This is a genomic window from Streptomyces sp. NPDC051133 (genome assembly GCF_040682635.1).
Taxonomy (GTDB): Bacteria; Actinomycetota; Actinomycetes; order Streptomycetales; family Streptomycetaceae; genus Streptomyces.
This window is the reverse complement of the sequence record NZ_JBFBBK010000001.1, coordinates 456,645-473,695: the sequence shown is the minus strand read 5'-3', so window position 1 is coordinate 473,695 and position 17,051 is coordinate 456,645. Positions and strand designations below refer to the sequence as shown.

14 protein-coding genes and 2 pseudogenes are annotated in these 17,051 nt (G+C 71.0%); 13 read left to right on the top strand and 3 right to left on the bottom strand.

Features of this window, described 5'->3' with window-relative positions:
* Positions 1-45: 45 nt before the first annotated feature.
* Together AB0N17_RS02170 and AB0N17_RS02165 are read left to right on the top strand one after the other, a co-directional pair.
* The gene (locus AB0N17_RS02170; RefSeq protein ID WP_366009156.1) at positions 46-645 is read left to right on the top strand and encodes a SigE family RNA polymerase sigma factor; all 600 of its coding nucleotides are present in this window, start codon (positions 46-48) and stop codon (positions 643-645) included.
* A complete protein-coding gene (locus AB0N17_RS02165) occupies positions 642-995 on the top strand; it encodes a hypothetical protein (protein ID WP_366009131.1) in 354 nt (117 codons plus the stop codon). The genes AB0N17_RS02170 and AB0N17_RS02165 overlap by 4 nt, the downstream gene beginning before the upstream one ends.
* Before the next feature lie 48 nt (positions 996-1,043).
* Here AB0N17_RS02165 and AB0N17_RS02160 read toward each other — a convergent pair.
* Both AB0N17_RS02160 and AB0N17_RS02155 read right to left on the bottom strand, forming a co-directional pair.
* Positions 1,044-1,792 (bottom strand): annotated as a pseudogene (locus AB0N17_RS02160) (carboxypeptidase-like regulatory domain-containing protein); the annotation flags it as partial.
* Between the two features lie 116 nt (positions 1,793-1,908).
* A pseudogene (locus AB0N17_RS02155) lies at positions 1,909-2,184 on the bottom strand (MFS transporter); the annotation flags it as partial.
* Positions 2,185-2,275: 91 nt separating this feature from the next.
* Between AB0N17_RS02155 and AB0N17_RS02150 the strand changes: the two are divergent.
* On the top strand, positions 2,276-3,241 hold the full coding sequence (locus tag AB0N17_RS02150; RefSeq protein ID WP_366009130.1) for a pirin family protein: 966 nt from the start codon (positions 2,276-2,278) through the stop codon (positions 3,239-3,241).
* A 44-nt stretch (positions 3,242-3,285) separates the two neighbouring features.
* Here AB0N17_RS02150 and AB0N17_RS02145 read toward each other — a convergent pair whose 3' ends face one another.
* Positions 3,286-6,045, bottom strand: coding sequence for an AAA family ATPase (locus AB0N17_RS02145; protein WP_366009128.1), 2,760 nt, complete (start codon positions 6,043-6,045; stop codon positions 3,286-3,288).
* Positions 6,046-6,768: 723 nt separating this feature from the next.
* Between AB0N17_RS02145 and AB0N17_RS02140 the strand changes: the two genes are divergently transcribed.
* From AB0N17_RS02140 to AB0N17_RS02095, 10 genes are all read left to right on the top strand, one after another.
* Complete coding sequence (locus AB0N17_RS02140) at positions 6,769-7,737, top strand: GlxA family transcriptional regulator (protein WP_366009127.1); 969 nt, start codon at positions 6,769-6,771, stop codon at positions 7,735-7,737.
* A 314-nt stretch (positions 7,738-8,051) separates the two neighbouring features.
* Positions 8,052-10,967: a BTAD domain-containing putative transcriptional regulator gene (locus tag AB0N17_RS02135; RefSeq protein ID WP_366009126.1), complete on the top strand. Its 2,916-nt coding sequence runs from the start codon at positions 8,052-8,054 to the stop codon at positions 10,965-10,967.
* Positions 10,968-11,278: 311 nt separating this feature from the next.
* Positions 11,279-11,419 (top strand): hypothetical protein, encoded by a 141-nt coding sequence (locus AB0N17_RS02130; RefSeq protein WP_366009125.1) that lies wholly within the window; start codon positions 11,279-11,281, stop codon positions 11,417-11,419.
* Entirely contained in the window at positions 11,419-12,201 is a 783-nt protein-coding gene (locus AB0N17_RS02125; protein ID WP_366009124.1) for a methyltransferase domain-containing protein, read from the top strand. The genes AB0N17_RS02130 and AB0N17_RS02125 overlap by 1 nt, the downstream gene beginning before the upstream one ends.
* 13 nt (positions 12,202-12,214) lie before the next feature.
* Entirely contained in the window at positions 12,215-12,928 is a 714-nt protein-coding gene (locus tag AB0N17_RS02120; RefSeq protein WP_366009123.1) for a 7-carboxy-7-deazaguanine synthase QueE, read from the top strand.
* A 35-nt stretch (positions 12,929-12,963) separates the two neighbouring features.
* Positions 12,964-13,326 carry a 6-carboxytetrahydropterin synthase gene (locus AB0N17_RS02115; RefSeq protein ID WP_366009122.1) on the top strand — a complete coding sequence of 121 codons (363 nt, stop codon included), beginning with the start codon at positions 12,964-12,966 and terminating at the stop codon, positions 13,324-13,326.
* Between the two features lie 37 nt (positions 13,327-13,363).
* Positions 13,364-13,954: a GTP cyclohydrolase I gene (gene folE / locus AB0N17_RS02110; RefSeq protein WP_366009121.1), complete on the top strand. Its 591-nt coding sequence runs from the start codon at positions 13,364-13,366 to the stop codon at positions 13,952-13,954.
* Between the two features lie 278 nt (positions 13,955-14,232).
* On the top strand, positions 14,233-15,213 hold the full coding sequence (locus tag AB0N17_RS02105) for an aspartyl/asparaginyl beta-hydroxylase domain-containing protein (protein WP_366009120.1): 981 nt from the start codon (positions 14,233-14,235) through the stop codon (positions 15,211-15,213).
* A gap of 103 nt (positions 15,214-15,316) precedes the next feature.
* On the top strand, positions 15,317-16,006 hold the full coding sequence (locus AB0N17_RS02100) for a 7-cyano-7-deazaguanine synthase (RefSeq protein ID WP_366009119.1): 690 nt from the start codon (positions 15,317-15,319) through the stop codon (positions 16,004-16,006).
* Positions 16,003-17,028: a 2-oxoglutarate and iron-dependent oxygenase domain-containing protein gene (locus AB0N17_RS02095; protein WP_366009118.1), complete on the top strand. Its 1,026-nt coding sequence runs from the start codon at positions 16,003-16,005 to the stop codon at positions 17,026-17,028. Before AB0N17_RS02100 ends, AB0N17_RS02095 begins: the two co-directional genes overlap by 4 nt.
* Positions 17,029-17,051 lie beyond the last annotated feature (23 nt).

Genomic DNA, 17,051 nt, shown 5'->3' with positions numbered 1-17,051 from the left:
GGTCCGCCGCTCCCCGGTCGGGATCGTGGACGTACGCGATCGCGTATCCGTCGTCCTCGGCGGCCTGCGCGTCCTGCGGATCCCGCGGCACGAAGCGGCGGCCGGGCCGCGCCGGCCGGCTCCCGCACGCCCGCGCACACCCTCACCGAGCTTGAACAGCCGCCCGGAATCGAGGAGTTGTACCACCATCGACGGCTGTCCCTGGTGCGTCTCGCGGTGCTGCTGGTGGACGACCTGCCCACCGCGGAGGACGTCGTGCAGGACGCCTTCACCGCGCTGCTGCGCAGGCACGGGCACCGGCTCGCCTCGCTGGACGACCCGGAGGCGTACCTCAGGACCAGTGTCGTCAACGCGGCCCGCTCCGTGCTGCGCCGGCGCAGGACCGTGCGGGCGCACACCCCCGAACCCGAGCAGCACGCGCCCGCCCCGGAGGAGGACGTGCTGCTGCACGAGGACCACCGTGAGGTGCTGGCGGCCCTGCGGACGCTGACGCCGCGCCAGCGGGAGGTGCTGGTGCTGCGGTACTGGTCGTATCTGAGCGAGGCCGAGATCGCGGCGACGCTCGGCCTGTCCCGGGGCGCCGTCAAGTCCACGGCCAGCAGGGCCCTGGCCGCCCTCGGCCGACGCCTGGAGGCGCTGCGATGAACGAGCGAGGCAACGAGTCCGGTACGGGGACCGCGCCGGGCGGGGTCGAGGAGCGGCTGCGGGCCGCCCTCGCCGCGCGGGCGGACTGCGTCGGCCCTGCGGACCTGCGGCCCCCGCGTGCGCCGGCCGGGGCGGTGCGGTCCCGGCGGGTGGCGCTGCGCCGGGTCGCGGTGGGCGTGCTGGCCCTGGCCGCCGTGGCGGCGCTGGTGTTCCTCGCGGTGCGCGGCGGACCGGCCCACCCGGCCGAGCCGGCCCGCTCCCCCCGCCCGGCGACCGGCACTCCGTCCCCGGTGCCGAGCGCGGTCACCCCCTCCTCGGCCGAGCCGTCCCCGAGCGCACGATGGCCGTGAGGGCACGCCACCGGTCCTGGTCCGCCTGCGGCAGGCCGAAAGGGCGAACTACACCCCGGGTTGGGCGAGTTCGATGACATGCCCCTCCACTCCGGCCCCGGAGACCGTCACCCCGGCGGCCCGGGGCGGACAGCCGGTCGCGATGACCGTGTACGGGCCGCGTCCAGGTCCGAGAAGGCGTACGCCCCGTCGTCGCCGGTGTTGGTCGTGGCGACGACGTCGCCCGTGGAGTCCACCAGGGTCACCCGGGCGTCGCCGAGCGGCCCGCCCGCGCCCCGAACCGTGCCGCGCACCTGGGCGCCGGGGCTCAACCCGGCCTCGACGCGGGTGACTCCGGTGCCGTCGATCTCCACGGGCAGCGCGAGCGGCCGGTGGCGCGGCGCGCTGACGGCGAGGGTGACGGTGCCCGGCACCAGCCCGGTGAGGTGGAACGCGCCGAGTCCGTCGGCGCGTACCGTCGCCAGGACCTCACCGCGCACATCGGTGACGATCACCACGGCTCCGGGGACCGGCGCTCCGCCGTCCGTGCTCCGCACCACGCCGGCCAGGCCGCTGGTGCCGTCGAGCAGCAGGTCGCAGGAGACCGGGTGCGGGCCGACGACCACGGTGGCGGCCTGCGGGCGGCGGCCGTCGGCGGAGGCGACGAGGACGTACGTCCCCTCCGCCGGCGCCTCTACGGCGTAGCCGCCGTCCTCCCCCGCGTCCGCCCGGCCCACCTGCCGCCCGCCGAGCGAGATGAGGGGCACCGCGGCCCGCCCGACACCGGTGCCGCCGGATCCGCGGATGTGCCCGCCGACGCGGACTCCCCCCGGTTCGCACCGCCACGGCCGGCCCGGCCGGCCCGGCCGCCGGGCCCGCCTCCGTCTCCGTCTCCGTCTCCGCAGCTCCTTCAGTTGCCTCAGGCGACCGGCTACGGGATGACGCCGGAGGCCAGGCCCTGCAGGGCCCGCCCGACGATCATCGGGGCGAGGGCGCCGCTGAGCGCGGCCGTCACCGAGCCCGCGACCAGCATCAGCAGGCTGGTCAGGAGCATCAGCCGCTTGCCGTACATGTCGCCGAGCCGCCCCATGACCGGGGTGGCGACGGCTGCCGCGAGGAGGGTCGCGGTGACCGCCCAGGCCGCGTCGGAGGCGGAGGCGTGCAGCAGTCTGGGAAGTTCGGGCACGATCGGGATGACCAGGGTCTGCACCCCCGAAGGTAAGTCAGGTGATTGACTTGGCCAAGGAAAATCCGGGTTGCCCCGCCCACCGCTCCGGCCCGCGCACCGCTAGGTTGGGCGCATGAGCAACCTCGACCGGGCACCCGTGCCCAGCGTCTGCGGCGGCCGCGGATTCGTCGTCGCCGAACCCGTCCGCGAACTGCTGAGCCCTCGTCAGGTGAAGCTGGGCGAGTCCACGCAGGTGCGCCGGCTGCTGCCGAACCTCGGCCGCCGCATGATCGGTGCGTGGGCCTTCGTGGACCACTACGGCCCGGACGACATCGCCGACGAGCCCGGCATGCAGGTCCCGCCGCACCCGCACATCGGGCTGCAGACGGTCAGCTGGCTGCACGAGGGCGAGGTGCTGCACCGCGACTCCACGGGCAGCCTGCAGACGATCCGGCCCCGGCAGCTGGGCCTGATGACCTCGGGCCGGGCGATCAGCCACTCCGAGGAGAGCCCGAGGCCGCACGCCCGCTTCCTGCACGGCGCCCAGCTCTGGGTCGCCCTGCCCGACGAACACCGCCACACCGAACCGCGGTTCGAGTACCACCCGGACCTGCCGACGGTCACCGCGCCCGGCCTGACCGCCACGGTGATCCTCGGCGACCTCGACGGCTCCGCCTCCCCCGGCACGACGTACACCCCGCTCGTCGGTGCGGACCTCACCCTCACCCGCGGCGCCGACGTCCGCCTGCCGCTGGAACCCGACTTCGAGTACGGCGTGCTGGCGATGTCCGGCGAGGTGCACGTGGACGGCGTACCCGTCCTGCCCGGCTCGATGCTCTACCTCGGCTGCGGCCGCACCGAACTCCCGCTGCGCGCCGAGTCGGACGCCGGGATCATGCTGCTGGGCGGCGAGCCGTTCGCGGAGGAACTCATCATGTGGTGGAACTTCGTGGCCCGCACCCAGGAGGAGATCGAGCGGGCGCGGGAGGACTGGACGAACGGATCGCGCTTCGGGGAGGTGAAGGGGTACGACGGGAGTCCCCTGCCCGCACCCGAACTGCCGTCGGTGCCCTTGAAGCCACGCGGGAGGGTGCGCTGACCTGTACGAAGATCCGTGCTCGCCCTACGTGTCCCCGCCCCTTGTCAGGACTCCGTACGCCGGGTGCCGCCGGTCAGGGCCGTGCTCAGGGCGCTGCGCCGTCGGATGCCCAACTTGCGGTAGCTGTGCGTCAGATGGGTCTCCACGGTGCGGCGGCCCAGATGGAGCAGATCCGCGATCTCCGCGTTGGTGCGTCCCTCCGCGGCCAGTTCGGCGATCCGGCGCTCGCTGTCGGTGAGCGAGGCGGCACCGATGCGTGTCGTCGGACGGCGGGCGCCGCTCGCACGCAGCGCCTCCTCCGCCAGGTCCCGCAGCCGTACTGCGCCCAGGGATTCGGCGAGCCCGGCCGCCTCCCGCAGGATGCCCCGGGCGCGTGAGGACTCGCCCGAGGCGGTCAACTGGCGGCCCACGGCCAGCAGCGCTGCCACGAGCTCCGGTCCGGCCGGGCCGCCGCGCAGCAGCCGTACGGCCTCCACGGCCAGGTCCATGCCGCGGCGTCCGCCGGTCGCGGTGCCGAGGACACGCAGTGCCCGGCCCACCGTGCGGGGTGTGTTCCACACCCTGGCCAGGCGCAGCTCCTCCTCCGCCAGGGCGAGCGCCTCGCGCGGCACCCCCAGCGCCAGATGGCACTCCGCGGCGGCAGTGCGCCAGGGGGTGACGACCGGGCTGAACACCTCCCGGGCCGACTGGCGGCGGCCGCACTCCAGGAAGTCGTGCAGGGCTCCCGCCAGGTCACCGTTGGCGGCGCGCAGTCGCCCGCGCGCGTACAGGAACCGGTTCAGCTCCCAGGACTCCGGCGCCGTCCGCAGGTCGAAGGCTTCGGCAAGACGTTCGGCGTCGGTGACACGGCCCGTCTCCACGAGTGCCGTCAGCGCGTGCGCGTGGGCGTTCCTCGGCGTCGTGGTGGCGGGCAGCGGGTCGGCCAGAAGGCGCGTGAAGTCGCCTCGTGCCGCGATGATGTCCAGACGGGTGTCGAGCAGCGCCTCCTGCATGGGGTGCAGGACGTCGGGGCGCTGCCCGGCCAGGCCGCGCTCCACCAGCCGTTCGGCTTCGTCGAGTTCGTCGGCCCACTGGGCGACCGCGGCGGCCGTCCCCAGCAGGTAGGGCTCGGACAGCGGGTCGGCCGGCTCCGACAGCAGACCCCGCAGGCGCAGCATCGCGTCCTTCGCCGAGCTCCGACCCGCCATGACCGCGTATTTGACCAGGAACGCGTGACCGGCCGGGCTGATCGACTCCGGCGAGCGCTCGGCGGTCTCCACCAGCCGTTTGTACGCCTCCTGCCGCACCAGCAGTTCCTTGTCGGACAGTTGCAGAAACGCCTGCCGCAGGATGCGTATCAGGTCGGGTCGGTCGGCGAGCGCGTCGTACAGCGAGCGCAGCACCTCGACGCCCGCCCGGGTCCTGCCACGGCCGGTCAGCGCCGTCCCGAGAGCGACCGCGGCGCGCACTCGTTCCTGTGGCGGCCCCGGCAGCCGCAGTGCCTCGGTGAGCCTCAGGATCGCGGCCGAGGAGCCGGGTACCGCGTACTCCAGTGACCCCAGTTCGGTCAGCAGGCGTTGTCTGCCCTCATCGGAGAGAGGTTCCTCCAGAGCGCGCCGCAAGAAGGCCACCGCGTCCTCGATCTGCCCCTCACGCAATGCCAGCGACGCGGCCTCCTGGAACACCGGCAGCACCCAGGGCGCGTCCACCGCGTCAGTGAGCAGCAGTTGACGGGCGACGATCTCGCTCGCGACACCACGGTGCAGCATCGACTCGGCGGTCGTCCGGTGCGCGGCGCGCCGCCGGGCCGCGGGCACGCCGATGAGTATGGCGTCCCTCAGCAGCGGATGGGTGTAGCGGGCGCGGCTCATGCCATCGAGGCGAAGCAGGCCGAGGCCGGTCATCGCGGTGATCCAGCCCGAGACCCGGGTCGGGTCGACGCCGGTGAGTTCCGACAGGAGCGAGGGGATGTGGAGGACCGGGAACCCCGCGCTGGGGGCGGGGCCGTGGTCCCAGCCCTCGTCCAGGATTGCCAGTGTCCGTGCCACCTCCGCGGTATCCGGCCCGGCGCAGTCCAGCCACCATTGGACGGCCGCCGAGAACGCTCCGGGGTACAGCGCGGCCGAGGTGTCCGGCACGACCGGGTGACTGCCGTCGGAGAGGTCGTCCAGCAGGGCGCGCAGCAGCAGGGGGTTGCCCGCCCCGGCCCGTGCACAGTCCTCGATCCAGGAGTCGTCCGCGTCGGGGAAAGCCGAACGGACCTCTGCCACAGCCGAACTGTGGGACAGCGGGGTCAGGGTGTGAGTGGTGACCAGGGCAGGAGAGAGACCGTGGGCGAGGCTCTGTGCGGGCGGGTCGACGTCGTACTGGCTGCGCTCGGTGACCGCGAGAATGATCGGCAGACGGTCCATGAGCCGGGCGGACTCCACCAGCCAGCGGCGGGACGCCGCGTCGGCCAGGTGTACATCGTCCACGGTGATCAGCAGCGGCGACCGCTCGGCGTGCGCGCGCAGCACCTTGCGCAGCCCGGCGCCGGTCCTGCGTTCATCGCCGTCCCCTGCGGGATCGGGTGACTCGGCGCCGGGGCAGAAGAGCTGAAGGATCGTGGCGAAGGGGAACGCGGAGTCGCCGGCGGAGCAACGGGCACGCATCACCTGCATACCACGGGCGGCGGCGTCCTCGGCGGCGGCCTCCAGAACGGTGGTGCGGCCCGTGCCGGTGGCACCGCGCAGCAGGACCAGACGACCGGTGCCCGCACGAGCGCGCTCGGCCGCTGCGGCCAGCAGCCGTGCCGCTTCCCGTGGTGCACGTGCCGTTCGGGACATTCCTGCCTCCTCGTGTGGACGTGGGCGTCCTCATGGACGAGGACGGCGTGCGCCCGGCCTCGGTGGCGTGACCCGCACCGTGAGAAGAACCACCATGATCGCGCACAGGTGCGGCGGAACCGGAATGTCGTGTCCGCCATCACGTTCCCGGTGTCGTGGATCCGGCCTGCCGATCTCGTGGTCCGTGTCGTGGTGCTCCACGATTGCGCTGGTCACGAGGGTCGCAAGAGGGTGAAGAGGCGCCACATGCCTCTGACCCCACAGAAGTGGCGGGTTCGCAGACAGGGAGACAGGGTGCTCAACTCAATCCGGATGACACACGCCGGTTCGCCACACGGCACCGCCGTGCCGTGGGCTCGGGTTCCCGTGACGGGACGCGCCCGAGTGGTGAAAGCGCGTCAGCCGAGATGCCGGACAGATGTGTCGTGCCTCCGAGCGGCGTGGACGACGCACACCGACGACGAACCGTGGGAGCCGAAGGCGCGGACACAGGCGCTGGGCGATGACCCTCACCGCAGGGCGGTGACCCGTGCGGCACAGGGATGCGCTCTCCACGACATGCCCCTCGCGCCGGGACCGGCCGGCACCTGTCCCGGAGCGGCCCACCCGCCCCGCCGCCGGCAGCCGTACCCGCCGAAGGCGAAGCATGGGACCGGCCCCATGGCGGAGATCGTCAGCTCTGTGTCCTTGCCGCCATTCGACAGGGTGGACAAGGATGATCGAATGACACAACGGCGCGTCGTCTTCCTCGTCTTTCCGCAGTTTCAGGTGCTCGACCTGGCGGGACCGCATGAGGTGTTCGCGCAGACGGCACGGTGGGTGCCCGAGAGTGAGGGCTACGCCGTCGAGATCGTCGCGGGCCGGGCCGGAGCGGTGCGCGCCTGCAACGGAATGGACGTAGCGGCCGGCAGCGGCGTCCAACAGTGCGAGGGTCCGCTGGACACGCTCGTGGTCGTGGGCGGACCGGGCGATCGTGAGGCGGCGGACGACGAAGAGCTCATCGGCTGGCTCAGGGAGGCGGCCGGCCGGGCCCGGCGGGTCGCCTCCGTGTGTACGGGCGCGTTCCTGCTCGCGCGGGCCGGGCTGCTCGACGGGCGGCGCGCGGTGACGCACTGGGCGGCCTGCGAAAGGCTGGCCCGGGCGCACCCGGACGTCACGGTCACCCCGGACCAGATCTTCGTACACGACGGGCCGATGTGGACCTCGGCCGGCATCACGGCGGGGATGGACCTGGCGCTCGCCATGGTGGAGGAGGACCACGGGCCCGAGGTCTCCCGAGCCGTGGCCCGGATGCTGGTGATGTTCGTCCAGCGTCCGGGCGGTCAGGCACAGTTCAGCACCCAGCTCGCCGCGCAGCGGCCCACGCGCAAGCCGCTGCGGGACGTGCAGGCGTGGGTCGCCGACCACCTCGCCGACGACCTCACCGTCCGGATGCTCGCCGATCGGGCCGGCATGAGCGAGCGGAACTTCACCCGGGTCTTCCGCGCCGAGACCGGACTCACTCCGGCCGCCTACGTGGAGACCGTACGCATCGAGGCCGCCCGGGCTCTGCTGGAGACGACGGACACCACCATCGACGCGATAGCCCGGCTCTGCGGCTTCGGCTTCGCCGAGACCCTGCACCGCCGCTTCAAGCACACCCTGGGCGTCACACCGGGCCAGTACCGCCACCACTTCTCCAGAACAGGGTGAAGAAGCGCTCGCACCTGGCCGTCGCAGTGACGGGCCCGAGCGCAACCGGCGCGTCTCCTCGGACGCCTTCGGGCATCGCGGGGTGGCTGGAACCGTCCCGCACACCGCCCCGGTCGTGTGACGGCACGGCCCCGGTGCCGTTCAGCCGCGCACACCGCACCCTCTCTCCCGTCGTCCACATGCTCGGCCGAGCCCTCGAAGGGTGCTCGGTCACGCAGCCGACGAATACGGCTGAGCAGTCGGGCCGGTACGAGTTCCGTCCCACTCGCAAGCCGGACCCACCGCCTGGCTGACACCACAGAAGCAGGATATGCATGACAGTCTCTTCAGATGGCAACAGCACCGTCGGAGCGGCAGCTCCCTTCCGGGTGCTCGGTCCGATCGAGGTGAGCGGCGAGCAGGGGATCGTGCCCGTGGCTCCGGGGCGTCAGGAGATCGTCCTCGGGGCGCTGGTGCTCGAACTGAACCGGGTGGTGGAAACGACCCGTCTGATCGACTTCATCTGGGATCACGGTCCGCCGAAGACCGCACGGGCCCAGGTGCAGATCTGCATCTCCCGGCTCCGGAAAGCACTTACGGAGGGAGGCGTGGACGCCACCATCGAGACCCGTCCCCGCGGATACGTGCTCAGGGCGCCGCAGGACGCGACCGACATCGCCGATTTCCGTCGCCTGGTGGCTCAGGCGCATGCCCTGGCCCGTGACGGTCTGAAGATGCCCGCGGTGGAGAAGCTTCGCTCGGCGACGGGCCTGTGGCGGGGCCGGTGCTTGGCCGGTGTACCCAGCGAGGTCCTGGCCGGCATGGCGGCGCAGTGGGACGAGAGGCGCCTGGAGGCGGTGGAGACCTGCATGGGGCTGTTGCTGGAACTCGGTCGTCACGAGCACCTGGTCGGCGAACTGATGCAGCTCGTCGCCTGCCATCCGTTGCGTGAGCGGCTGCGGAGTCACCTCATGGTGGCGTTGTACCGTTCGGGCCGGCAGGCGGAGGCGATGGACGTCTACCACCAGGGCCGCGCGATACTCACCGAGGAACTGGGCCTGGACCCGGGGCGGGAACTGCGCGACCTGGCGCAGGCGATCCTGACCCACGACCCCGACCTGGCCCTGGCCGAGCCGGCCGCACCACGCCCTGTCGTGGCGACGCCGTTCTCCGAGGCGGCTCGAGAACGAAGCGCCGATCCCGACCCGGTCGTGACCCCGAGGCAACTTCCCGCAGACACCGGCGACCTGGTGGCGGACGGCCGGTTCGTTTCAGCGGTCTGCGACGCCGTCACCGAGGGCCAGGACAAGGGGCAACTGAACGTGGTCCTGGTGCTCGGCGGACCTGGTGTCGGCAAGAGCACGTTGGCCAGGCATGTGGCGCACCGGGTGGCGACCGAGCGCTTCCCGGACGGACAGCTCTACTGCGACCTTCGCGGGCCTGGCGGACAACCGGTCGGCCCCGCAGAGGCGTTGGGGCGCTTCCTGCGGGCGCTGGGCGTGCCGGGCCGGGCCATACCCGACGCGCTCGACGAGCGCGCGGAGATGTACCGAAGTCTGCTGGCCGGTCGCCGGACGCTGGTGCTGCTGGACGACGCGGTGAGCGAGTCGCAGGTGATGCCGCTGCTGCCGGGAACCAGCAGCAGCGGCGTGCTGGTCACCAGCCGCGGCCAGCTCACGGCCTTGCCGGGCACACGCCGATTCGGCGTGGCACCGCTGAGCCCGGACCATGCCGTCCAGCTCCTGGGGCGGATCATCGGAGAGCACCGGGTGGAGAGCGAGCCGGAGGCGGCGCGGGTCCTCGTGCATCTGGTGGGCGGGCTGCCCCTCGCTCTGCGGATCATCGGCGCCCGCCTGGCCGCGCGGCCGCACTGGTCGCTGGCCTCCATGGGAGACCGGCTGGAGAACGAACACCGCCGACTGGACGAGCTGGCGCACGGCGAACTGTCGATCCGGGCAAGTCTTTCACTCAGCTACGACGGCCTGGCGGCGGCCGACCGTCGCCTGTTGTGCCTGCTCAGCCTGGCCGAGGGGACGGAGGTCCCGAGCTGGCTGGGTGCCGCCCTCGTCGACGACCGCACGCCGAACTCCACCGACCTGCTGGAACCCCTCATCGACACGCGGCTCCTCGGCATCACCGCCGTGGATCAGGGCGGGGACTTCCGATGCGGACTGTCGCAGATCGTCAGGATGTTCGCGCACGAACGGCTCCTTGCGGAATTCACCGAGGAAGATCGCGCCGGAGCGGTGCGGCGCATGGTCGGCGGCTGGATGGCGCTCGCGGAGAGGGCGCACAGAGAGGTCTACGGCGGTACATGCACCATCGTGACGGGCCGGGGCGAGCGATGGCATCCGTCGGAAGGCCATGTCCAGCGGTGCGTGCGCGACCCGCTCGGGTGGCTGGAGAGAGAGCAGACCAACCTGTTGAACGCGGTCGAGCTGGCGGCCAGGTCGGGCCTGGACGAATTATGCTGGGAACTGGCCACGACCCTGGTGACACTTTTCGAGGCCCGCGGCTATCCCGACCTGTGGGAGCGCACCCATCAGGTGGCGCTGACCGCGATGCAGGAAGCGGGCAACGAACGGGGGCAGGCGGCGGTGCTGGGCTCACTCGGGACCTTGCACCTGTACCGGGGCGAACACGAGGCGGCCGGCCCCTACCTCAGCACCGCTCTAAAGATCTTCGAGCGGATCGGTGAGGTACGCGGTCAGGCGCTGTGCCTGCGTGAGCTGGCGCGCATCGAGCGACACCGTGGTGACGACGATCGGGCACTGGCCCTCTACACGAGCGCCGAGCGCGGCTTCCTGCGGGCGCGGGACGTGATCGGACGGGCGTACGTGCTCGGCGAGATGGCACACATCACGATGCGGCGGGCGGACTTCACGCGAACCCGTTCCCATCTCGACGAAGCCCTCGGCATCTGCCGGTCGGCCGGCTTCGACCGGGGCCAGGCCCTCGTACTGCGGCGGCTGGGCCAGATGCTGACGTACCAGCAACGCTACGAGGCCGCGGAACAGACCCTGCTCGAGGTCCTCGCCATGGTCAGGGCGAGCGGCGACCTGGTCGGCGAGGGGTATGTGCTGCACGACCTCGGTCGGGTCAACGCCCACCTGCACCGAAGGGAACAGGCCGTCCAGTACTACTCACTGTCGGCCAAGATCCGGGAGCGGATCCTGGACCACAGCGGGGCCGCCGCTGTGCGGTCCGACATCGTTGCCATGCTGGGCAGGCCCATGACGTCCGTCGGCTGACACCAGGAGGCAGACAGGTCCGTCACGTCCACGGCGTGTTGAGGGCGGGTATCTCATCGGCCGGGGGCTTCCTGAGGGCCATCTCGGTTCTCCTTCCTCCGCGACCCGTTCGGCACTCCGTCCGGGCGTCACTGACACCAGCGTGAACCAGGTGCCCATCGCGCCCGCATGACCGCGCCATCACCGCCCTATCCCGGCCCTGTCCGTGCCGTGGATGCGCCGTGATGCCGTGCCGATAGGGCGGCACCGGAAAGTGGGTCCTGCCGACCTCGGCGCCCCTTCGGGGGGACAGCCCTCAAGGAGTGGTCCGAATGACCGTAGTGACCCGGGACGTGGTGACACCCGCCGCGTTCGGCGTCCCGAATACCGAATCGCGGCGCGGCACGGGAGAAGCGGTGCGTGCGCACCAGAGCCTGTTCTCGACCGTGGCCCAGGAGGAGGTGCACGACTGATGACGATGGACGCGGAGTTCTACTCCCGGGTGGCCGAGCGGTTCGGCGGCTACTTCAGCGATGCGCGCAGCACCGACGTGTTCGCCGACGGCCGCCCGGACGCCGTCTTCGACGAACTGGCGACCGCACTGGGAACGCCACAGGCCCGACTGCTGGATGTCGGCTGTGCCGACGGGCGCAGCCTGTTGCGCATCTCACGACCGTACGGCGCCGTGACCGGGATCGACCTGTCGCCGTCGATGCTGGAGTGCGCCGCGCGGTATCGAGCCGAAGCAGGACTGCCGCATGTCACGTTCGAGCTGCGCGACGCCGCACGCACGGGGCTGCCCGACGGATACGCCGATGTGGTCACGTCCCGCCGCGGTCCACTGATCACCGGCGAGTTCGAGCGGGTGCTGCGCCCCGGTGGGGTCGTGATGTACATGGGGATCGGCGAGCAGGACGCGCGCGAACTCAAGGAGACGATCGGCCGCGGCCAGAATTTCGGCAGCTGGAACGGCAGGCCCTTGGCGGACGAGGTTGCCCGGGAACTCTCCGACGCTGGCTTCGTCGTGACACGAAACCAGGCGTTCCGGTTCGAGGAGTTCTACCACTCGCCGGACGACCTGAACACATTCCTGCACCAAGTGCCGATCGTCGACAACTACGATTCCGCGGCGGACAGGGAGGCGTTCGATCGATATGTCGCCGCGGTCTCCGTCGATCAGGGCGTCCGGCTGAGCCGGCATTGGTTCATCGTGCAGGCGCAGAAGCCGGCGGCCGTCGAGCCGTCCCACCCGTAGGAGGCGGTGCGCCATGGAACAGGATCTCGTGGTCAACGAAGTCTTCGGTCCGACCGTCCAGGGTGAGGGTCGGTCCATGGGACGCAGGTGCGCGTTCCTGCGACTGGGCGGGTGCAATCTGTCGTGCTCGTGGTGCGACACGCCCTACACGTGGGACTGGGTCGGAGCCGCTGACGGCGGGATCGCCCACGATCCGCGCCAGGAGCTGCACCGCCGCCCGGTCGAAGACGTCGTCGAAGAGCTGCTCGCGTTCGACACCGAGCTGATCGTGATCTCGGGCGGTGAGCCCCTGGGCCAGCAGGAACGGCTGATCCCTCTGGTGGCGGCGCTGACCGAACGCGGTAAAGAGATCGAGATCGAGACGAACGGAACGCACGCCGCGCACCCCGAACTTGTCGCCGCCGGCGTCAGGTTCAATGTCTCGCCGAAGCTGTCGCACTCCGGTGACCCCCTGCGGCGCAGGATCGTCCCCGCCGCCCTCACCAGTCTTTCGGCCCTGCCGGGCAGCACGTTCAAGTTCGTCTGCCAGAACACCCGCGATCTCGACGAAGTGGCCCAGCTGGTCGCCGACTTCGACCTGCCCTCGGTGTGGATCATGCCGATCGGGCGTACCGCCGACGACGTCACCAAACACATGAGCGAGTTGGCCGACGCGGTCGTGGAGCGCGGCTGGAACCTGACGACGAGACTCCACACCCTGCTGTGGGGCGAAAAACGCGGCGTATGACCCACGGCCCGCACAAGAAGAAGGGAACCCCACCGATGACATTTCGGATCACGAAGAAATTTGAATTCTCGGCCAGCCATCGGCTCTCCGGCCTCGCTCCGGATCACCAGTGCGCCCGGATGCACGGGCACAACTACGTGATCGAGCTGGAACTCGCAGCCAGTGACGCGAATCTGCTGCCCGTGGGCTTCGTTCGGGACTACGGAGATCTGTCCGCGTTCAAGGAATGGATGGACAAGCAGCTCGATCACCGGCATCTGAACGATGTGATGGACGAGAACCCGACGGCCGAGAACATGGCCGCCTGGGTCTACAAGACCTGGGTGATGGAGTTTCCCGAGTTGACCTGTGTCCGTATCTCAGAGACTCCCAAGACGTGGGCCGAGTACCGGCCGTGAGGCCAGTGACGACGAAGCCCGGACGAAAGGCAGCCGCATGTCGGTGACAAACGTGGAGCTCGACGGTGACCCGTCGGCGACCAGGACGACCGAGGACCCGCTGGTCGGGATCGCCCGCCAGTTGCTGGAGGAGATCGGCGAGGACCCCACTCGTGACGGACTGCGCGACACCCCTGCGCGGTTCGCCCGCTGGTGGCGTGAATTCATCAACTACGACCCGGGTTCGCTGGGCACGCTCTTCGAGTCGATCGGCACGAGCCAGCTCGTGGTCGTCTCGGGCATTCAGGTCTGGTCGCTGTGCGAGCACCACCTCCTGCCGTTCAACTGCTCCGTGACGATCGCGTACCGCCCGACGGGGCAACTGCTCGGCCTGTCGAAGTTCGCCAGGGTCGCCCATCAGTACGCGCACAGGCTGCAGGTCCAGGAGCGTCTCGTGGACCAGATCGCGCTGGAGATCAGCACCCTGAGCGGCACCCCGGACGTCGCGGTGATAGCGAAGGGCGAGCACCTCTGCATGTCGATGCGCGGCATCAAGGCTCCCGCGCAGATGACGTCGACCGCGTATCGCGGGGACTTCAGCACGGACCCCGGGCTCCGGGGCGAGCTGTTCGACCTGCTCCGGGCCTGACGAGCCGTCCGGCTCCGCCAGTGGGCCGCCCACGTCCTGCCGGGGCCGATGATCCGGTAGCCGCCGGACCAGGCGATCCGCACCCGGTGGCCACACGTGCCGGCAGCGCCGTACCGGATTCCCACCGCTCGCCCGCACGCCGGCCCCCGCATTCGCCTTGCCCGCCGTGCCGCGAGCGCGGCGGTCGTCGGCCGCGTCCCGGTCGCGGAGCGGCGAACGACAGGCCGCTCTCTTCGGCACATCCGCGCACCCGGTCCGGTCGACCTGAAAGGACAACGATGAACACCATTGATTCCGCCACGCCCGCGGAAGCGGCCCGGCTGCTTCCCGAGCTGGACGCCGAGCGGCTGCTGGCCGACCTCATGACCGCACGCGACCACCTGTGGGACGAACAGAGCTCGCACGAGAACGGGCGAGTCTCCAGGTGGGCCGAACAGGACTGGCGCTGTCTGCCGGTGCGCAGCCCCGGTGGTGACAAGACACGCACCGACCCAGGCGGCCCCGGCAGCGCGGAGTTCGCCGACACCGAGTGGCTGGACCACATGCCGTACGTGCGGGAGGTCCTGCACGCGATTCCCGGCCCCCTCTACGCCGCCCGGTTCCTGGACCTCGGCCCCGGAGTCGTCGGATACCGCCACTGCGACGCCAAGTTCGCCCCGGACTGGGGTCTGGCCCGGCTGCACATCCCCGTCATCACCCACGAGGAAGCCTCGCTCGACCTCGACGGAGAAGTGCATCGCTGGCAGCCCGGTGAGTTCTGGTTCGGTGACTTCAGCCGCAAGCACCAGATCCAGAACCTCGGACCCGAGCATCGGGTGCATCTCGTCGTGGACGTGCTCGTCACGCCGGAGCTCGCGCGGCTGTTCCCGGCCGACTGGGCCGACTACTTCGACGGCCCGGATGTGCTCTACAACCGTCCGGGCGTGGCCACGACCGACCAGGAGCGCAAAGCCGCGCGGTGTTCGTTCGACGCGCCGGAGCACCTGCTGGAGATAGAGGTGTTCGGGTCGCTCACCGGCGCGCAGCCGCAGGCCGGCTTCGGCATCGTCGACACCGGCACGGAACTGGCCGTCCGCTCGCCGCAGGAGCACCTCTTCCCGCTGGTGGCCCTCGGCGGAAACGAATACCGCCTGGTCGGCTGGAGCGAGGAGCGGACCATCACCACGAGGCTGGACGGTCCGCGGCCCGAGGTCGAACTGACCTACCGCAAGGGCCGGGAATCGAGTCGCCTCGTCGTCCCGGCCACGCCGACGCCGTGACGGGCGCCCCTGCGTCCGCCGCCGCTCCGGCGCACAGCGCACCGCAGTCCTGACCCTCAGGTACTGATCCTCCATCCCTTTTACGTCTGCCGGAAGTCGACACATGCCGAAAACCGTCGCAATCGTGTCCGGCGGCCTGGACTCGGTCACCATGGCCTACCACCTCCAGGCGCAAGGACACACACTCCACCTGCTGTCCGTGAACTACGGACAGCGTCATCTCATCGAGCACCGGTACGCCGCGAAGGCGGCCCGGACCCTCGGGGTACCCCACGACGTCGTCGACCTCAGCCCCGTCGGCAAGCTCCTGAGCGGCTCCTCGCTCACCGACCCGGCCGTCGACGTTCCCGATCACCGGAGCGGGTCGTCCGGCGGCAGCCCGAACGTCGTACCCAACCGCAACGCCCTCCTGCTGTCCGTCGCCTTCGCCGTCGCCGTCGCCCAGCAGGCGCAGGCGGTGGCCGTCGGAGTGGTCGACGACCTCCAGGCCGCACCCGACAGCAATGCCGCCTTCATCGATTCCTTCCTCGCCATGGAGCGGATCGCGACCCAGGGATACGCGCATCCCGACCTGACCCTGACAGCACCGCTGGTCAAGCTGCGCAAGAGCGATGTGGTGTCGCTCGGCGAGGAACTCGGCGTCCCCTGGACCGACACCTGGAGCTGCTTTCGCGGCGACACGCTCCAGTGCGGGCGGTGCGCAGCCTGCGAGGAGCGCCGGCAAGCGTTCCGGGACGCCGACGTGACCGATCCGACGACCTACCAGAACAGCGATTCGAAGGAGCTGTCATGACCGACCCGTTCCCCGTGCTCGATCTCCGGGACGCCGCCGGTTCGCCAGACGCCCGGGCCGAGTTCCTGCAGCGGTTGCGCCGGGCCGTGCACGAGATCGGCTTCTTCCAGCTCGTCGGCCACGGCATCGAGGACGCCGACGACATGCTCGACCTCACCCGCCGGTTCTTCGAGCTGCCCGAGGCCGACCGGCTCGCGCTGAACATCCTCGACTCGCCGCTGTTCCGCGGTTACTCCGAACTCGGCCGCGAACACACCCGGGGTGTGCCCGACCAGCGCCGGCAGCTGGACATCGGCCCGGAGCAGCCCGCGAGGCCGTCCGAGCCCGGGGATCCCGCCTACCGGTGCCTGATCGGCCCGAACGAGTGGCCTGCCGCGATGCCCGAGCTGCGCCCGGCCGTCGAGTCCTGGATCACCCGGCTGACCGCTCTGTCACACCGGCTGCTGCGGCTCCTGCTCGAGTCGCTCGACGCCCCCGCCGGCTTCCTGGACGACGTGGTCGATCCGGATCCGCAGATCCACCTCAAGCTCCTGCACTACCCCGGTCCCGCGCGGACGAGCGAGGACTCCGGTTCCGACCAGGGGACCGGCATTCACAACGACCTCGGGCTGCTCACCCTGCTCGTCCAGGACGACAACGGCGGCCTTCAGGTCGCGGTCGAGGACGGCCGGTTCGCCGACGTACCGGTGGTCCCGGGGGCGTTCGTGGTCAATCTGGGAGAACTGCTGGAGGTGGCGACGCGGGGCTATGTGCGCGCCACCCTCCACCGGGTGGTCCGGCCCGCCCCAGGCGTCGACCGCTACTCCATTCCCTTCTTCTACAACCCCCGGCTGGACGCCACGATGCAGCCACTGCCCAGCCCTTACGTCGAGGGCGCCGACGGAGTCATCGACGTCGTCGGCAACCCTCTGTTCGCCCTCTACGGCGACAACGTCATGAAGGGGCTGGTCCGTTCCTTCCCCGACATCGTCGCCCGGCACCATCCCCACCTGGCCGCGGTGGCCGGGTCCAGGAACTCCTGACACCGGCCGCCGGCGCCGGCGGC